General features: G+C 68.8%; 18 protein-coding genes. All 18 read left to right on the forward strand.

What is annotated here, in order from left to right; translation table 11 throughout:
- Positions 1-21: 21 nt before the first annotated feature.
- The 18 genes from VGT00_03240 to VGT00_03325 all read left to right on the forward strand — a co-directional run bounded on the left by VGT00_03240 (position 22) and on the right by VGT00_03325 (position 15,917).
- Complete coding sequence (locus tag VGT00_03240; GenBank protein ID HEV8530414.1) at positions 22-606, forward strand: HAD family hydrolase; 585 nt, start codon at positions 22-24, stop codon at positions 604-606.
- Entirely contained in the window at positions 606-1,622 is a 1,017-nt protein-coding gene (locus VGT00_03245; GenBank protein HEV8530415.1) for a PfkB family carbohydrate kinase, read from the forward strand. The genes VGT00_03240 and VGT00_03245 overlap by 1 nt, the downstream gene beginning before the upstream one ends.
- Positions 1,600-2,088, forward strand: coding sequence for an adenylyltransferase/cytidyltransferase family protein (locus VGT00_03250; GenBank protein ID HEV8530416.1), 489 nt, complete (start codon positions 1,600-1,602; stop codon positions 2,086-2,088). The genes VGT00_03245 and VGT00_03250 overlap by 23 nt, the downstream gene beginning before the upstream one ends.
- On the forward strand, positions 2,085-3,137 hold the full coding sequence (gene waaC, locus VGT00_03255; protein HEV8530417.1) for a lipopolysaccharide heptosyltransferase I: 1,053 nt from the start codon (positions 2,085-2,087) through the stop codon (positions 3,135-3,137). The genes VGT00_03250 and waaC overlap by 4 nt, the downstream gene beginning before the upstream one ends.
- The gene (locus VGT00_03260; protein ID HEV8530418.1) at positions 3,134-3,904 is read left to right on the forward strand and encodes a glycosyltransferase family 2 protein; all 771 of its coding nucleotides are present in this window, start codon (positions 3,134-3,136) and stop codon (positions 3,902-3,904) included. The genes waaC and VGT00_03260 overlap by 4 nt, the downstream gene beginning before the upstream one ends.
- Complete coding sequence (trpS, locus tag VGT00_03265; GenBank protein HEV8530419.1) at positions 3,901-4,896, forward strand: tryptophan--tRNA ligase; 996 nt, start codon at positions 3,901-3,903, stop codon at positions 4,894-4,896. The genes VGT00_03260 and trpS overlap by 4 nt, the downstream gene beginning before the upstream one ends.
- A gap of 103 nt (positions 4,897-4,999) precedes the next feature.
- Positions 5,000-5,815, forward strand: a complete 816-nt coding sequence (locus VGT00_03270; GenBank protein ID HEV8530420.1) for a segregation/condensation protein A — start codon at positions 5,000-5,002, stop codon at positions 5,813-5,815.
- Positions 5,808-6,467 (forward strand): SMC-Scp complex subunit ScpB, encoded by a 660-nt coding sequence (scpB, locus tag VGT00_03275; protein ID HEV8530421.1) that lies wholly within the window; start codon positions 5,808-5,810, stop codon positions 6,465-6,467. The genes VGT00_03270 and scpB overlap by 8 nt, the downstream gene beginning before the upstream one ends.
- A complete protein-coding gene (locus VGT00_03280; GenBank protein HEV8530422.1) occupies positions 6,379-7,158 on the forward strand; it encodes a pseudouridine synthase in 780 nt (259 codons plus the stop codon). The genes scpB and VGT00_03280 overlap by 89 nt, the downstream gene beginning before the upstream one ends.
- A gap of 22 nt (positions 7,159-7,180) precedes the next feature.
- Entirely contained in the window at positions 7,181-8,242 is a 1,062-nt protein-coding gene (gene pheA, locus VGT00_03285; GenBank protein ID HEV8530423.1) for a prephenate dehydratase, read from the forward strand.
- A gap of 10 nt (positions 8,243-8,252) precedes the next feature.
- Positions 8,253-9,368, forward strand: a complete 1,116-nt coding sequence (gene hisC, locus VGT00_03290; GenBank protein ID HEV8530424.1) for a histidinol-phosphate transaminase — start codon at positions 8,253-8,255, stop codon at positions 9,366-9,368.
- Entirely contained in the window at positions 9,365-10,213 is an 849-nt protein-coding gene (locus tag VGT00_03295; protein HEV8530425.1) for a prephenate dehydrogenase/arogenate dehydrogenase family protein, read from the forward strand. The genes hisC and VGT00_03295 overlap by 4 nt, the downstream gene beginning before the upstream one ends.
- Positions 10,210-11,523 (forward strand): 3-phosphoshikimate 1-carboxyvinyltransferase, encoded by a 1,314-nt coding sequence (aroA, locus tag VGT00_03300; GenBank protein ID HEV8530426.1) that lies wholly within the window; start codon positions 10,210-10,212, stop codon positions 11,521-11,523. Before VGT00_03295 ends, aroA begins: the two co-directional genes overlap by 4 nt.
- The gene (gene cmk / locus VGT00_03305) at positions 11,502-12,194 is read left to right on the forward strand and encodes a (d)CMP kinase (protein HEV8530427.1); all 693 of its coding nucleotides are present in this window, start codon (positions 11,502-11,504) and stop codon (positions 12,192-12,194) included. The genes aroA and cmk overlap by 22 nt, the downstream gene beginning before the upstream one ends.
- Complete coding sequence (locus VGT00_03310; GenBank protein HEV8530428.1) at positions 12,176-12,841, forward strand: lysophospholipid acyltransferase family protein; 666 nt, start codon at positions 12,176-12,178, stop codon at positions 12,839-12,841. Before cmk ends, VGT00_03310 begins: the two co-directional genes overlap by 19 nt.
- Positions 12,842-12,935: 94 nt before the next feature.
- Positions 12,936-14,600, forward strand: coding sequence for a 30S ribosomal protein S1 (locus VGT00_03315; GenBank protein HEV8530429.1), 1,665 nt, complete (start codon positions 12,936-12,938; stop codon positions 14,598-14,600).
- Positions 14,601-14,621: 21 nt separating this feature from the next.
- The gene (sppA, locus tag VGT00_03320) at positions 14,622-15,518 is read left to right on the forward strand and encodes a signal peptide peptidase SppA (protein ID HEV8530430.1); all 897 of its coding nucleotides are present in this window, start codon (positions 14,622-14,624) and stop codon (positions 15,516-15,518) included.
- Between the two features lie 123 nt (positions 15,519-15,641).
- Positions 15,642-15,917, forward strand: a complete 276-nt coding sequence (locus tag VGT00_03325) for an integration host factor subunit beta (GenBank protein HEV8530431.1) — start codon at positions 15,642-15,644, stop codon at positions 15,915-15,917.
- The last annotated feature ends 20 nt before the right edge of the window (positions 15,918-15,937 follow it).

Raw genomic sequence — 15,937 nt, forward strand, 5'->3', positions numbered from 1 at the left:
CCGAGGATTACACTGCCTCACATGCCTGCCCTCACCTCCGGGCACCCGGCGGTGTTCATGGACAGGGACGGGTGCCTCATCGAAGAGATGGGGTATATCAATCACGCCAGCCGTGTGCGGGTTCTACCGAGAACGCCCGAGGCCATTCGCGCGCTCAACAAAGCGGGGATCCCCGCCGTCGTGGCCACCAATCAGGCCGGCATCGCACGCGGCTATTTTTCCGAAGAAGTGCTCCGCGCGGTACACGACGAGCTCGTGCGCCAGCTCGCCACGCACGGCGCACGTCTCGACGCGCTCTACGTGTGCACGCATCACCCGAGCGCGGGCGCGCCACCCTACCGGCGCGATTGCGACTGCCGCAAGCCGCGGCCCGGCATGCTCCTGCGCGCCGCCGCCGACCTCGATCTCGACCTCGGACGCTCGGTGATGATCGGCGACAAGCCCTCGGACGTCGCGGCGGGACAGGCCGCGGGGGCGGCCGGTGTGCTGGTGCTCACCGGCTATGGCCGCGGCGAATTCGAGCACCGGCGGGAGGCGTGGGGCGTGAAACCGGACCACGTCGCGGAAGATCTCCTGGACGCCGTGGAGTGGGCGCTCGCCCGCTGATGCTTCCCCTCAGACGGCTGCGCGAGTTGATTCCCGCCCTGGCCGGCAAGCGCGTGGTCGTGGTGGGCGACATCATCGCCGACGAATACCTCTACGGGAAGCCCGCGCGCATCTCGCGCGAGGCCCCCGTCCTCATCCTGCGCTTCACGGATCGCGAGGTGCGCATGGGCGGAGCCGCCAATGCCACCGACAATGTCCGTGCGCTGGGCGCGGTGGCCACGCCCGTGGGTGTCCTCGGTCGTGACGAAGCGGGCAAGGAGCTGACGCGCCTCTTCGCCGGAGCGGGGATACCGACCGACGGCGTCGTTCTGACCGACCGGCGGGAGACGCCGGTGAAGACGCGGATCATGGCGGGAGGCTACGAGTCCACCCGGCAACAAGTCGTCCGGCTCGACCGCGAGCCCGAGTCGACGCTGCCCGGGGACGTGGAGGGAGAGATCGTCGAGCGTGTCCGCGCCGCGGGCGCGCGGGCGGATGCCTTTCTCCTCTCTGACTACGGGTATGGGACGGTGACGCCCAGGGTCTTCGAGGCCGTGAGCGAGATCGCGCGTCGTCGCGGCCTGCTCGTCACGGTAGACAGCCGCTATGACCTGCCCCGCTTCCGAGGCGTCACCGCCGCCACTCCGAACGAGCCGGAGGTCGAGACGCTGGCGAGCGCGGAGCTGGGCGACGAGCCGTCTCTCGAGAAAGCCGGACGGGTCGTGCTCGAGCGGCTCGAGGCGCGCTATCTTCTCATCACTCGGGGCAGCCGCGGGATGGCCCTCCTCGAACGGGAAGGTCCGGTGACGTGGATCCCCATACACGGCAGCGACCAGATCGCCGACGTGACCGGCGCGGGCGATACGGTCATCAGCGCCTTCACCACGGCCCTGGCCGCGGGAGCCGCCCCCGCGGAGGCGGCATGGCTGGCCAATGTGGCAGGGGGCGTCGTGGTCATGAAGCGGGGCACGGCGGCGGTGACCCCACGCGAGCTGCTCGAATCACTGGCGGGCGATGACACGGCTTCTCGCCCTTGAGGAGGCCAAGGGGCTGGCCTCGCGCTGGCGCGGAGAGGGTAAGCGTCTCGTTCTGGCCAATGGCTGCTTCGATCTCCTCCACGTCGGGCACGTCCGCTATCTCCGAGAGGCGCGCGCCCTGGGCGATGCGCTCCTCGTGGGCGTCAACTCGGACGCCTCGGTGGCTCGTCTCAAGGGCGCGGGCCGCCCGATCATGAGCGCGGCCGAGCGCGCGGAGATCGTGGCGGCCCTCGAGTCGGTCGACGCGGTCGTCATCTTCGACGACGACACGGCCGACCGGCTGGTCGCCACCCTCAGGCCCGACATCCACGCCAAGGGCACGGACTACACGATGGAGACGGTGCCCGAGCGGGCCGCCGTGCTCGCCGCGGGCGGGCGGGTGGCCATCGCCGGCGATCCGAAGAGCCACGCCACCCGGGATCTCATCCGCACCATCGTCGAGCGATTCGGACGGTCCGGTCGATGAGCCCGCCTTCATCGGGTGCGCGGGCCTCCCACGGACGCATCGCCATCGTCAAGCTGTCTTCCCTCGGCGACGTGATCCATGCCCTCCCGGTGGCGCGCGCGCTGCGCCGGGCTTTGCCGGAGGCCGAGCTGACGTGGATCGTGGAGGCGCGCGAGTACGCCATCCTGCGCGATCACCCGGACCTCGATGCCGTATTGCCCGTGGACACGCGCCTCTGGAGACGGTTGATCAGGCGTCCGGCCGGTATGCGACAGGTCTGGGACAAGGTGGGCCGTCTGCGCACGCGCATCCGGGGCGCGCGCTTCGACGTGGCCATCGATCTCCAGGGCCTGCTCAAGTCCGGCCTCCTCACCGCGTATACGGGCGCGCCGGTGCGCATCGGCTTCAGCGCGTCACACTGCCGGGAGCGGTGGAACGCGCTCTTCACCAATCGCCGCGTAAGGCCGCCCGACTCCGCGACGCATATCGTCGAGCAGTACCTGGCTCTGCTGGAGCCGCTCGGCATCGCGACCGCGACGCCCGAGTTCCACGTGCCCGTGCCCGCCCAGGCCCAGCGACGTATGGACGACTTTCTGGGCAAGGAGGGCGTCAAGCCCGCCGATCGTCTGGTCGCCATCAACCCGGGCGCGGGTCGCCTGGAGAAGCAATGGCCCGTCGCTCATTTCCGGACCCTCGCCGAGCGCCTGGTGACCGAAGCGGGCGCCCGCGTGCTCCTCGTCTGGGGACCGGACGAGGCGCACATGGCGCGACAGATCGGGCTGGAGCTGCCGGGAGGCTCAGCCCTGATGGCACCCCCCACCGACCTCGGTGAGCTGACGGCCCTGCTCGCCCGCTCTCGGCTCATGATCGCCAATGACACCGGCCCGCTTCACCTGGCCGCAGCCCTCGGCACGCCCGCCCTCGGGCTCTTCGGTCCCACGCGCGCCGACCGCAATGGCCCCTTCGGCCCGCGCTGCCGCGGACTCGAGAGTCCCGATCGCAGCATGGCCGGACTGTCGCCGGCCCGGGTCTTCGAGGCGGCCCGCGAGATGCTCGAGGCTCCGGCGTGAAGCGGCTGAGCGTTACCGTCATTGCATGGAATGAGGAGGCCCGACTCCGCGAGTGTCTGGAGAGCGTGAGCGGGGCCGACGAGATCGTGGTGGTCGACGCCGAGTCCACGGACAAGACGGCCCAGCTGGCCCGCGAGTTCACGGACAAGGTCTGGGTGCGGCCGTGGCCCGGCTTCTCGGCCCAGAAGAACTTCGCCCTCGAGCAGGCCACGGGGGAGTGGGTACTCTCCCTCGACGCCGACGAGCGAATCTCTCCCGAGCTGCGAGAGCGCATTCGCCGCATTCTCATGACGGACGGCCCCGCCGACGGCTACTCCATCCCGCGAAAGAATCTCTTCTGGGGGGCGTGGGTGCGTCACGGCGGGCTCTATCCAGACTATCAGCTGCGCCTCTTCCGCCGGGGCGGAGGACGCTTCGTGGAGAGCGCGGTCCACGAGTCGGTGACGGTGGACGGCCACGTGGAGGCGCTTGCCGAGCCCCTTCTGCATCACTCGTATCGCGGGCTCGAGGACTTCGTGGCCCGCTCCAACCGCTATTCCACCCTGGCCGCCGTCGAGCTGATGAGACGGGGACGCCGTCCGCGCTGGGCGGACCTGACCCTGCGTCCCTTCGGGCGGTTCTTTTCCATGTACGTGGTGAAGATGGGATTCCTCGACGGCTGGCGGGGCTTCGTGCTCGCCGTCCTCTACGCCAACTACGTCTTCCTGCGCATGGCCAAGGCCTGGGAAGCGCGCCGGGCCGGCCGCGGCGAGCCGGGAACGCCATGACGGCGAAGCAGCGGGTGCTCTCCGGCATGCGCCCGACGGGCAATCTCCATCTCGGCAACTATCTGGGCGCCCTCGACAACTGGGTGCGTCTCCAGGATTCCTACGAGTGCTTCTTCTTCGTGGCGAGCTGGCATGCCCTGACCACGGATCCGGAGAACAGCGGACAGGCGCCGGAGAGCACCATCGAGATGGCCGCCGACTGGCTCGGGGCGGGGCTCGATCCCGAGCGCAGCACGCTGTTCATCCAATCGCTCGTGCCCGAGCACGCCGAGCTGCACCTTCTCTTCTCCATGGTGACGCCGCTGGGCTGGCTCGAGCGGGTGCCCACCTTCAAGGAGATGGTCGAGCAGCTCGGGCTGGAATCCCCCTCCTACGGCCTCCTGGGATACCCGCTCCTGCAGGCCGCCGACATCCTGATGTACAAGGCGCACTGGGTGCCCGTGGGCGTCGATCAGGTCCCGCACATCGAGCTGACGCGCGAGGTCGCCCGGCGCTTCAACCACACCTGGAAGCGGGCCATCTTTCCGGAGCCGGGGGCGAAGCTAACCCAGATCCCCAAAGTGCCGGGCACGGACGGCCGGAAGATGTCGAAGTCTCTCGGCAATGCCATCTTCCTGTCGGACACGGAGGAGGAGATCAGGGCCAAGGTCAAGCCCATGGTCACCGATCCCGCGCGCAAGCGTCGGAGCGATCCCGGCAACCCCGACATCTGCCCCGTCTTCGACCTGCACAAGATCTTCACCCCGGAGCCCGAGCGCGAGGCCTGCGCGACCGGCTGTCGGACCGCCGGCATAGGCTGTCTCGACTGCAAGGCGGTGCTGCTCGAGCACATGATCCCGCCGCTCGCCAAGATCCGGGAGGCCCGCGAGCGCTTCGCGGCCAAGCCGCGCGAGATCGTCGAGATTCTCTACGAGGGCTCTCGCCGCGCCCGCGCCTTTGCCCAGAGGACCATGGAGGAGGTCAGATCAGTGATCAACCTGGAGCCGCGATGAACACACGGGTGGGGGAGTACGGGGGCCATTTCTGGGCCCCCCGCCGACCGATGAACTCGTGGCTGGGGGAGTACGGGGGCCATTTCTGGGCCCCCGTTACCAAATGACAACAGACATCGACACCGCGGAAGAGTCGCAAGGACTGACCGTCAGGGTCGAGTCCTTCGTCGGCCCCCTCGACCTCCTGCTTCACCTGTGCCGGACCAATGAGGTCGACCTCGCCAACCTGCCCATCCGCGCCATCACCGAGCAGTACCTGGCGCACCTCGAGTCCGTGCAGTTCCAGGATCTGGAGACGGCCGGGGCCTTCATGGTCATGGCCGCGACCCTGATCTACCTCAAGTCGAAGCTGCTCCTGCCCCCCGACCCCGACGCGCCGCCGGACGAGCTCGATGAAGAAGGCGAGCTCCTGCGCCAGGAGCTGGCCGCGCGGCTGCGCGAGTACGCGCGGGTCAAGGCCCTCGGAGCCTGGCTCGGCGAGCGCGAGGCGGAGCAGGCCCTCCTCTACGGCCGCACGGTGGCCGAGCTTCCGCCCCCGGAAGACGTCCCTCTTGAAGATCTCTCCGTCCATCTCCTCGAGCGGGCCATCACGCGGCTCATCCAGGAGCAGAAGAGACGGACGCCCCGCGAGATCGAGCCGAACCCGCTGTCCATCCTCGAGCGCATGGGAGAGATCCTGGAGCTCCTGCGCAATACCTGGTCCATCCTCTTCTCGTCGGTGGCCGGGCAAGAGCGCGTGCGCGCGGAGTGGGTGGTGACGCTCCTCGCCCTCCTCGAGCTGGTACGCCTGGGGCAGGCGCGCGCGCACCAGGCCGAGCTCTTCGGCGAGATCGTCATCGAGGGCCCAACCACCGACGCGGCCGCTCGCCACGCCCCTGAGGGCGCGGAGCCGGCCCCTGGAGACATCGCGAATGACTGAGCCCATCGACATCGTCGAAGCCCTGCTGTTCGCCTCGGAGACACCGGTCGAACTCGACCGCATACGCGAGGTGCTGGAGCTCGGGTCAGCCGAGGAGGCCCGCGCGCTCGTGACCCGCGTCAAGGCCCGGCTCGACGCCGAGGAGAGAGCCCTCATGATCATCGAGGTGGGCGGGGGATATCGGCTGGTGACGCGCGCGGAGGTGGCGCCCTGGCTCGTCCGATTGGCCCGAAGCCGGACGCGCTCCCGCTTGTCACGCTCGGCCCTGGAAACGCTCGCCATCATCGCCTACCGGCAGCCCGCCTCGCGTCCCGACATCGATGCCATCCGTGGCGTCAACTCGGAAGCCGTCCTCGAAAATCTCCTCGACCGGCGCATGGTCAGGATCGCCGGCCGCAAGGAGGCGCCGGGTCGGCCCTACCTCTACGAAACCACGCGGGACTTCCTGGTGGCCTTCGGGCTTCGCGACGTGAGCGATCTGCCCAGGGTCGAGGGGGAGCTCGTCGTGCCCGAGCCGCTCGCCGAGGGCGGCGAGAGCGAACACGAGGAAGCGGAGGCGCCGCTTGCCGCGGCCGGGGAGGGCAACGCTGGCACCGACGCGTCTCAGCAAGATACTGGCTCAAGCGGGACTGGCTTCACGCCGGGCCGCTGAAGCGATCCTGGCCGCCGGCCGCATCGCCGTCAATGGCGAAGTGCGCCGCGAGCCCGGCGCCCAGGCCGATCCCGCAGTTGATCACATCACGCTCGACGGTCGGCTCCTCGGGGGCGCCGAGGCGCACGCGTATTTCCTTCTCCACAAGCCCCGCGGCTATGTCACGAGCCGGGCCGATCCGCAGGGCCGCCCCGTCGTGATCGATCTGCTGCCTTCGGGAGGGCCGCGCGTCTTCCCCGTGGGGCGGCTCGACTACGATGCCGAGGGGCTGCTCCTCCTCACCAATGACGGAGAGCTCGCCAACCGACTGCTCCATCCCCGCTACGAGATCCCGCGCGTCTACGAGGTGGAGGTCGAGCGGCACGTGTCCCCCGCTGAGCTCGGCCGCTGGCGACGCGGCGTGGTCTTGCCGGACGGCCCCGCCGTGCCCGCGGACGTCCGCATCCTGCGGCGCGGGCCGCGCACGACGTGGATCAGGGTGACGTTCGCCGAGGGGCGCTACCGGGAGGTGAAGCGCTACTGCAAGGCGCTGGGGCACCCCGTGGTGCGCCTGCGCAGGGTGCAGTTCGGGCCGCTGCGGCTGGGCACGCTGCCCGCGGGCAAGGCGCGCCCCCTCACGGCCGCCGAGCGAGAGATCCTCGAGAACTTGCGCGGGGGAGTCGCTTCGCCTATACTGGCCAGGATTCGCTGATAGATCCGCATCAGGAGCTTCTATGGACCTGGACGACTGGCGATCCAGGATCAACGACCTCGACGAACAAATCCTCCACCTCCTCAATCAGCGCGGGCAGGCCGCCCTCCAGATCGGCGAGCTCAAGAGGCAACAGGACAGGCCGTACTTTGTCCCGGAGCGCGAGGCCCAGCTCATCGAGCGACTGCTCGCCCTGAATACCGGCCCGCTCACCGCGGATGCCCTCCGCGCCGTCTGGCGCGAGATCCTCTCCGCCTCGCTGGCGCTCGAGAACCCGCTTCCCGTCGGCTACCTTGGTCCCGCGGGAACCTTCACCCACGTGGCGGCCATGCGCCGCTTCGGCACGTCGGCCCAGCTGATTCCGCTGCGGAGCATCGCGGATGTCTTCGAGGAGGTCGAGCGCGGGCGCGCGGAGTGCGGCGTGGTGCCCGTCGAGAACTCGACCGAGGGTCCCGTCAACATCACCCTGGACCGGCTCATCGAGTCCGAGGCGGTGATCACGGGGGAGCTCACGCTCGACATCAGCCAGCATCTCCTCTCCCGGGCCACGGAGCTCGCGGAGATCAAGATCGTGTGCTCCCACCCCCAAGGGCTCGCCCAGACCCGCCAGTGGCTGCTCGCCCACCTGCCCGAGGCGCGCCTTGAAGAGATGTCCTCCACCACCGCCGCCGCCGAGCGCGCCAAGGACGATCCCACGGTGGCCGCGGTGGCCTCGGAGCTGGCCGCCCGCACCTATGACGTGCCCGTGCTCAGGCGGCGGATCGAGGACAACCCTTCCAACAGCACGCGCTTCCTGGTCATAGGCCGGAGAGCGGTGGGACCAACGGGACGTGACAAGACGTCCATCCTCTTTTCCATGAAGAACGAGCCGGGCGTGCTCTACAGCATTCTCCAGCCATTCGCGGCCCGGCGACTCAACCTGACCAAGATCGAATCGCGACCGACCAAGCGGCGCCCGTGGGAATACGTGAACTTCGTCGACTTCGAAGGACACCGCGACACCGATGATGTCAGGGCCGTCCTCGATGAGGTGAAGGCGCGCTGTCAGTTCCTCAAGATCCTCGGGTCCTACCCGGCCGCCTAAGGAGCCGCTCATGCCCGTGTCCTGGGAATCCATCGCCAACGACCACATCCTCGGCATCGCCCCCTACGAGCCGGGCAAGCCGATCGAGGAACTCGAGCGCGAGTTCGGCCTCACGGATGTAATCAAGCTCGCCTCGAACGAGAATCCTCTGCCGCCTTCGGAGCGTGTCCTCAAGGCCATCTCCGACGCCCTCACCCATCTCAATCGCTATCCGGACGGCAGCGCCCACTACCTTCGGATCGCCCTGGCCCGCCGCCACGGGCTCGCGGCCGACCAGATCATCATGGGCAACGGCTCGAACGAGCTCATCGAGCTCGTCGTCCGCGCCTTCCTGCGCCCGGGGGAGGAGGCGGTGATCCCGCACCCGTCCTTCGTCGTCTATCCCATGATCGTCCAGGCCGCGGGGGGCATTCGCGTGGTGGTGACGCTGAAGGACCACCGGCTGGACCTGGAAGCCATGGCCCGCGCCATCACCCCCATGACCAAGCTCGTGTTCGTGGCCAACCCGAACAACCCGACGGCCACGGTGGTCACCGCCGAAGAGGTGACGACCTTCATGGCGCGGGTGCCGGACAAGGTCATCGTCATCTTCGACGAGGCCTATTTCGAGTTCGCGCAGGGCCCGGACTTCCCGGACTCCCTGAGCTTCATGAAGCACGGGCGCAAGGTGGTGGTGTTGCGGACCTTCTCCAAGGCGGCGAGCCTGGCCGGGCTGCGCGTGGGCTACGCCATGGCCGACCCCGACTGCGTGGCCCTGCTCAATCGGATCCGGCAGCCCTTCAACATCAACTCCCTGGCCCAGGTGGCCGCCCTCGCCGCCCTCGAGGACGACTCGCACATCCTCGAGTGTCTCCGCATGAACGAGGCGGGCCGGCACTTCCTCTGCGACGAGTTCACCTCGATGGGCGTGAAGTACGTCCCCTCGCGCGCGAACTTCATCCTCGTCGACGTGGCACGGTCGGGCAGCGACATCTTCCAGCGGCTCCTCAAGGAGGGTGTCATCGTCCGGCCCATGTCGAGCTTCGGGATGGAGACGGCGCTGCGCATCACCATCGGGACGCCGGAGGAGAACCGCCGGCTCGTCAAGGCGCTCAAGAAGGTGCTCGCGGAGGGTAAGGCCGGGTGATCCGCCGGCTCACCATCGTCGGACTCGGGCTTCTCGGGGGCTCGGTCGCGAAGGCGGCGCGGGCGGAATCGCTCGCGCGGGAGATCGTCGCGGTGGGCCGTCGCGTGGCGAGCCTCGAGCCCGCCCTCGCCGACGGAACCGTGGACCGGATCACCACCGATATCGCCGAGGGCGTGGCCGAGGCGGATCTCGTCGTCCTCGCCACCCCGGTGGCCACCTTGGCCGCCCAGCTTCCCGCCGTCTGGGGCGCCGCCGCCGAGGGCGCCCTCATCACGGATGTCGGCAGCGTCAAGACCCGCATCGTCCGTACGGCCGAGGCCCTGGCCGCCGAGCGCCCGCTCGCCTTCATTGGTGGCCATCCCATGGCCGGCTCCAATCTCGCGGGCTATGGCGTGGCGCGGGCGGATCTGTTCCGCGGGGCCCTCGTCATCCTCACCCCGACCGAGCGCACGGGCGTCGATGCTCTCAAGCGCGCGAGTGAGTTCTGGGAGGCGGTGGGCGGCCGCGTCATGAGCCTCGACCCCGCCACCCATGACCGCGCGGTGGCCGCGGTGAGCCATCTCCCGCATCTCGTGGCCGACGCTCTCGTGGCCGCCGTCGACCGCATGGATCCACAGTTCTTCGACGTGGCCGCGCGCGGCTTCAAGGACACCACGCGGATCGCCGCCTCCGACCCCGTGATGTGGCGCGATATCTTCGAGCAGAATCGCGAGGCCTTGGCCGAGGCGCTGGCCGTCTTTCGCGGAGTCCTCACGGAGCTGGAAGAGCTCGTCCGCTCGGGCGACCGCGCGCGCATCGATGCCGAGCTCGAGCGCATCCGGGCCATGCGGGAGCGGCTCGGATGAGGATACGGGTCCAGCCGGTGACGAGGCTCTCCGGCACCCTCGAAGTGCCCGGCGACAAGTCGATCTCCCACCGGGCCGCCCTCCTCGGCGCCATCGCGAACGGGCGCACGGAGATCACCGGCTATCTGGATGGCGAAGATTGCCTCAACACGCTCCGGGCCGTCGAGAAGCTGGGCGTGCTCGTCACGCGCAAGGGCCCCGGACACTACCTCGTGGACGGCGTGGGGCTCCTAGGCCTGCGCGAGCCCGAGGACGTCCTCGACTGCGGCAATTCGGGAACAAGCGCCCGCCTCCTCTTGGGTCTCCTCGCGGGCCAGCCCTTCTGGACCTTCCTCACGGGAGACGCCTCCCTGAGGCGGCGGCCCATGAAGCGCGTGGCCGAGCCGCTCGCCGCCATGGGTGCGACCTTCGTGGGACGCCAGGAGGCGGGACGGCTTCCCCTCGGCGTGCGGGGGGCGCGGCCTCTGCGAGCCTGCGCCTATGCCTCGCCGGTCGCCTCCGCCCAGATCAAAACCGCTCTGCTCCTGGCCGGGCTCTGGGCCGATGGACCCGTCAGCGTGACCGAGCCGGCCCAGTCCCGTGATCACACGGAGCGGATGCTGGCCGGCTTTGGCGCTCGGCTGTCCGTGGAGTGGCGCACGGTGACGATCACGCCGGGCGGCGAGCTTCGCGGCCAGGCCGTGGCCGTTCCCGGCGATATCTCGTCGGCCGCCTTCCTTCTCGTCGCGGGCGCCCTCGTGGCGGACAGTCGAGTGACCGTGGCCAGAGTGGGCGCGAATCCGACGCGGGCGGGTCTCCTCGAGGTGCTCGAATCGATGGGCGCGCGCGTGGAGCGACATGGCGCGTCGGCCGCGGCCGGCGAGCCCGTGGCCGACCTGACCACGTCCAGCACCGCGCTCCACGGCACGCAGATCGGCGGCGAGCTCATTCCGCGCCTGATCGACGAGGTGCCCATCCTGGCCGTGGCGGCCTGCGCCGCGGCCGGCCGTACCCGCATCACCGATGCCGCGGAGCTCCGCGTGAAGGAGTCGGACCGGATCGGCGCCATTGCCGTCGAGCTCGGGCGCATGGGCGCCCGCATCGCCGAGAGGCCTGATGGCCTCGACATCGAGGGAGGGATCCGGCTTCAGGGGGCCGCGGTGGGAAGCGGCGGCGACCACCGGATGGCTATGGCGCTCGTGGTGGCGGGTCTCATGGCCGAGGGGGAGACCGTGGTCGAGGACACGGCGTGCATCAACACGTCCTATCCCGGCTTCGTGGCGGCCATCAATGCCCTGGCGGGACGGGTGTGTGCCGAGGAGATGCCCTGAAGCGACAGCCCGTCGTCACCATTGACGGACCAGCCGCGGCCGGCAAATCCACGGCCGCGCGCGAGCTCGCCCGTCGGCTCGGCTTCAAGCTGCTCGACACGGGGGCTCTCTATCGCGCCCTGGCCTGGGCCGTCAGAGAGGCGGGCGTGTCCGCGGATGACCCATCCGCCATTCGGTCCGTGCTCGAGAAGACCACCGTCGACCTCGACGGCGGCCGCGTGCTCGTCAATGGCCGGGACGTCAGCGGCGAGCTCCGGGCGCCCGAGCTGGGCATGCTGACCTCCCGCTTGACTCGGCTCCAGATGGTCCGTGACAAGCTGACCCCGCTCCAGCGTCAGCTGGCCAGCGCGGGCGGGGTGGTGCTCGAGGGTCGGGACACGGGCAGCGTGGTGTGTCCCGAGGCGGAGGTGAAGTTCTACCTCGACGCCGATCTCGACGAGCGCGCGAGGCGCCGGCGCGACGAGCTCGCGGCCAGCGGCCTTCCCGCCCCCTTCGAGACGGTCAGGGCCGAAGTGAGGCAGCGGGATCGGCAGGACATGGAGCGCGAGCTGGCGCCGCTCGTCAGACCCGAGGGCGCCCTGGTGCTCGATTCGACCGCGCTCTCTCCAGAGGCCGTCGTCGAGCGGATGCTCGACGCGGTGGAACAGGCGCGATGCTGTACACGATCCTGAAGCCGATCGCCGTCGTGCTGATGCGCTGGTGGCTGGGCCTCCAGGTTCGCGGGGCCGAGCATGTGCCGGCCGCGGGGCCGGTGCTGGTGGTCTCGAACCATCAGAGCGTGCTCGACCCGCCCCTCATCGGGGCATCGACGTCGCGGACCCTGCATTTCATGGCCAAGGTGGAGCTGTTCCGGATTCCCGGCTTCGGCTGGCTGATCCGGAATCTCAACGCGCATCCGGTGAGACGCGAGGGATCGGACCCGAAGGCGCTCAGGACGGCCGCCCGGCTGCTCGAGGAGGGCGAGGCGCTTCTCGCTTTTCCGGAGGGCACGCGCAGCCGTGACGGCTCGTTGGGCGAGGGCAAGCCCGGCATCGGGATGCTGGCCGTCCTGACCGAGGCGCCGGTGGTGCCGACCTATGTGACGGGAACGCTGCACGCGCTGCCCAGGGGGAGCTGGTGGCCGCGCCGGTCTAAGGCGCGCGTGAGCTTCGGACCCGCGCTACACTTCAAGCCCGACCCTGGACCGGCCCGGAAGGAGCGGTATCGGGAGGCGGCGCAGGAGATGATGCGCGCCATCGCGCAGTTGCAGGAGCAAGACATCAAGTCGCAGGCAGCGAGCAGCGGGCAGTCGCAGCACGACGTCAGGGGCGGCCGGTAGCCGCCGCTCCGGCGATATCCATCAAGGGAGGAAGCACCGGATTATGGAGACGGAGAACCGGGAGTCGCGGGGCCTCGCAGGGGGGCAGAGGGAGGTGGACAACGGCCCCGAGGAGAGCATGGAGGACTGGTTCAAGCGGGGAGTGGGCGACATCGAGGAAGGCGAGGTCGTCCGCGGCCGGGTGGTCGAGGTACGCGATAGCGAGGTCCTCGTGGACATCGGCTACAAGAGCGAGGGGACCATCGCCATCGAGGAGTTCCGCCACGCGGGCACCCTTCCCAAGGTGGGCGAGGAGATCGAGGTCTACCTCGAGTCCAAGGAGGACAGCGAAGGGCTGATCGTCCTCTCCAAGGACAAGGCCGACAAGATCAAGGTGTGGGACGCCATCTCCAAGTCCCATGACAGCGGCACGCCGGTAGAGGGGAAGGTGGTGGAGGTCGTCAAGGGCGGTCTCTCCGTCGACGTGGGAGTGCGCGCCTTCCTGCCCGGATCGCAGGTCGACCTCCGGCCCGTCAAGAATCTGGGCTCCATGCTCGGCCAGATCATCCGCGCCAAGGTCATCAAGCTCAACCGTCGCCGCGGCAATGTCGTGCTCTCGCGCCGCGCCGTCCTCGAGGAGGAGCGGGAGGAGAAGCGGAAGCACACGCTCTCCGTCCTCTCGGAGGGCATGGTGCTCACGGGCGCCGTCAAGAACATCACCGACTACGGCGCCTTCATCGATCTGGGCGGCATCGACGGTCTGCTCCACGTGACGGACATGTCCTGGGGGCGGGTGGGTCACCCCTCGGAGATCTTCCAGATCGGCGACCAGGTCGAGGTCGTGGTCCTGCACTTCGACCGCGAGACCGGACGCGTCTCCCTCGGGTACAAGCAGAAGTCCTCCGACCCGTGGGCCATCGTCGACGCGCGCTTCCCCGTGGGAGCCAAGGTGCAGGGGCGCGTGGTCAGCCTGACCAACTACGGCGCCTTCATCGAGCTCGAGCCTGGGGTAGAAGGGCTCGTCCACGTCTCCGAGATGTCGTGGACGCGGCGGGTCCGCCATCCGTCGAAGATCGTCAATGTCGGCGACATGGTCGATGTCCTGGTGCTGGACGTGAACAAGGCCACCAAGCGGATCTCCCTCGGCATGAAGCAGGTGGAGGCCGATCCGTGGGCGACCATCGACGAGCGCTACAAGCCGGGCGAGCGCGTGCAGGGCAAGGTGCGCAACCTCACCGATTTCGGCGCCTTCGTCGAGCTGGAGCCGGGGGTGGACGGCCTCCTGCACATCTCGGACATGTCGTGGACCCGCAACATCGGGCATCCGTCCGAGATTCTCAAGAAGGGCCAGCCCATCGAGACGCAGATCCTGAACGTGGACAGGGACAACAAGCGGATCTCCCTGGGGATCAAGCAGATCCAGCCCGATCCCTGGGAGTCCGTGGCCCAGCGCTATCCCATGGGCTCGCGGGTGACCGGCAAGATCGTGCGGCTGACGGACTTCGGCGCCTTCGTCGAGCTGGAGCCAGGTGTCGATGGCCTGCTCCACGTCTCGCAGATGTCGAACCGCCCCATCGCTGCACCGTCGGACCTCGTCAATGTCGGCGACGAGCTCACCCTCATGGTCATCCGGGTCGACCCCAATGAGCGGCGCATCGGGCTGAGCCTCAAGGACGTGGCCGCCGCCATCATGGAGGAACCGTCACAGGCCGAGGGCCGCGGGCGGGGCAAGGGCCGGAAGCGTCGCGGCGGAGACGATTTCGAGGATGAGGAGGAATAGGGGCGCCATGGAGGAGCAGCCATGACCTCACGTGCCCGCATCGCCCTGACCGCGATCGGGCTGACCGTGGGAATCCTCGTGCTCTTCGTGGGCACGGTCTGGCTCCTCATGGCCACGGTGAGTGAGGACGGGCTGCCCACGGGCGGCGCCAAGGTCGCCGTCGTCGAGATCGAGGGCATCATCCTCGACGGCGGCCAAGCCGTGCGCGATCTGCGCGAGCACAGTGACAATCCCTCCGTCAAGGCGGTCGTGGTGCGCATCAATAGCCCGGGTGGCGTGGTGGCGCCCACCCAGGAGATCTTCTCGGCCATCCAGCGGCTCCGGAAGGCCGGCAAGCCCGTGGTCGCCTCGCTGGGGGCGGTGGCGGCCTCCGGCGGCTATTACGTGGCCACGGCCTGTGACCGGGTCTACGCCAATCCCGGCACGTTGACGGGCTCGATCGGGGTGGTCATGCAGATGGCCAACCTCCAGGGGCTCTTCAAGAAGGTCGGCGTGGAATACGTCGTCATCAAATCGGGCGCCTTCAAGGATGTGGGCAACTTCTCGCGCCAGATGACTCCTGAGGAGCGACAGATCCTCCAGGCGCTTCTCGACGATGTCTACGGGCAATTCGTGGACGCGGTGGCCGAAGGCCGCGGGCTCGAGCGAAAGGACGTCCTTGCTTTCGCCGACGGCCGTATCTACTCCGGACAGCAGGCGCAGGCGCTCAAGATGGTGGACGAGCTCGGTGGCTACGAGGACGCCATCGAGGCGGCGGCCAAGCTCGCCAACATCCCCGGCCGGCCCAAGATCGTCTATCCGCGCCGCAAGTTCTCTTTCCGCGATCTGATGGAGAACCGCCTGGGCCTTGGCGGCGCCGCCGGCCAGCTCCTGCCCGTTCTGTCGGGCATCCGCACCCCCCTCTACCTCATGCAGTAGCCGTAAACCCCTGCTCTACTTGACAATCTTTCGCCGGGCATGCTACGGTCACGAAGTCGGGTATGGACCCTGACCGAAATGGCTGGATGACCAAGGCAGGGTTCCCGTGGAGGGAGCGGGCTCATGACCAAAGCGGATCTCATCGAGGAAGTCTCCAAGCTGTCAAGCCTGACCAAGAAGGAGACGGAGCTGATCGTCAACACCGTCTTCGACAACATCACCGACGCCCTCGCCAAGGGAGACAAGGTGGAGTTGCGCGGCTTCGGCAGCTTCCGCATCCGTCATCGCAACTCCCGCAAGGGCCGCAACCCGAAGACCGGAGACAGCGTCAGCGTTCCCGAGAAGCGGGTGCCCTTCTTCAAGGTCGGCAAGAGGCTTCGCGAGCTGGTCAACACCTAAGAGCCCGCCTGCCCGACCAG

This window comes from Candidatus Methylomirabilota bacterium, from assembly GCA_036002485.1.
Taxonomy (GTDB): Bacteria; Methylomirabilota; Methylomirabilia; order Rokubacteriales; family CSP1-6; genus AR37.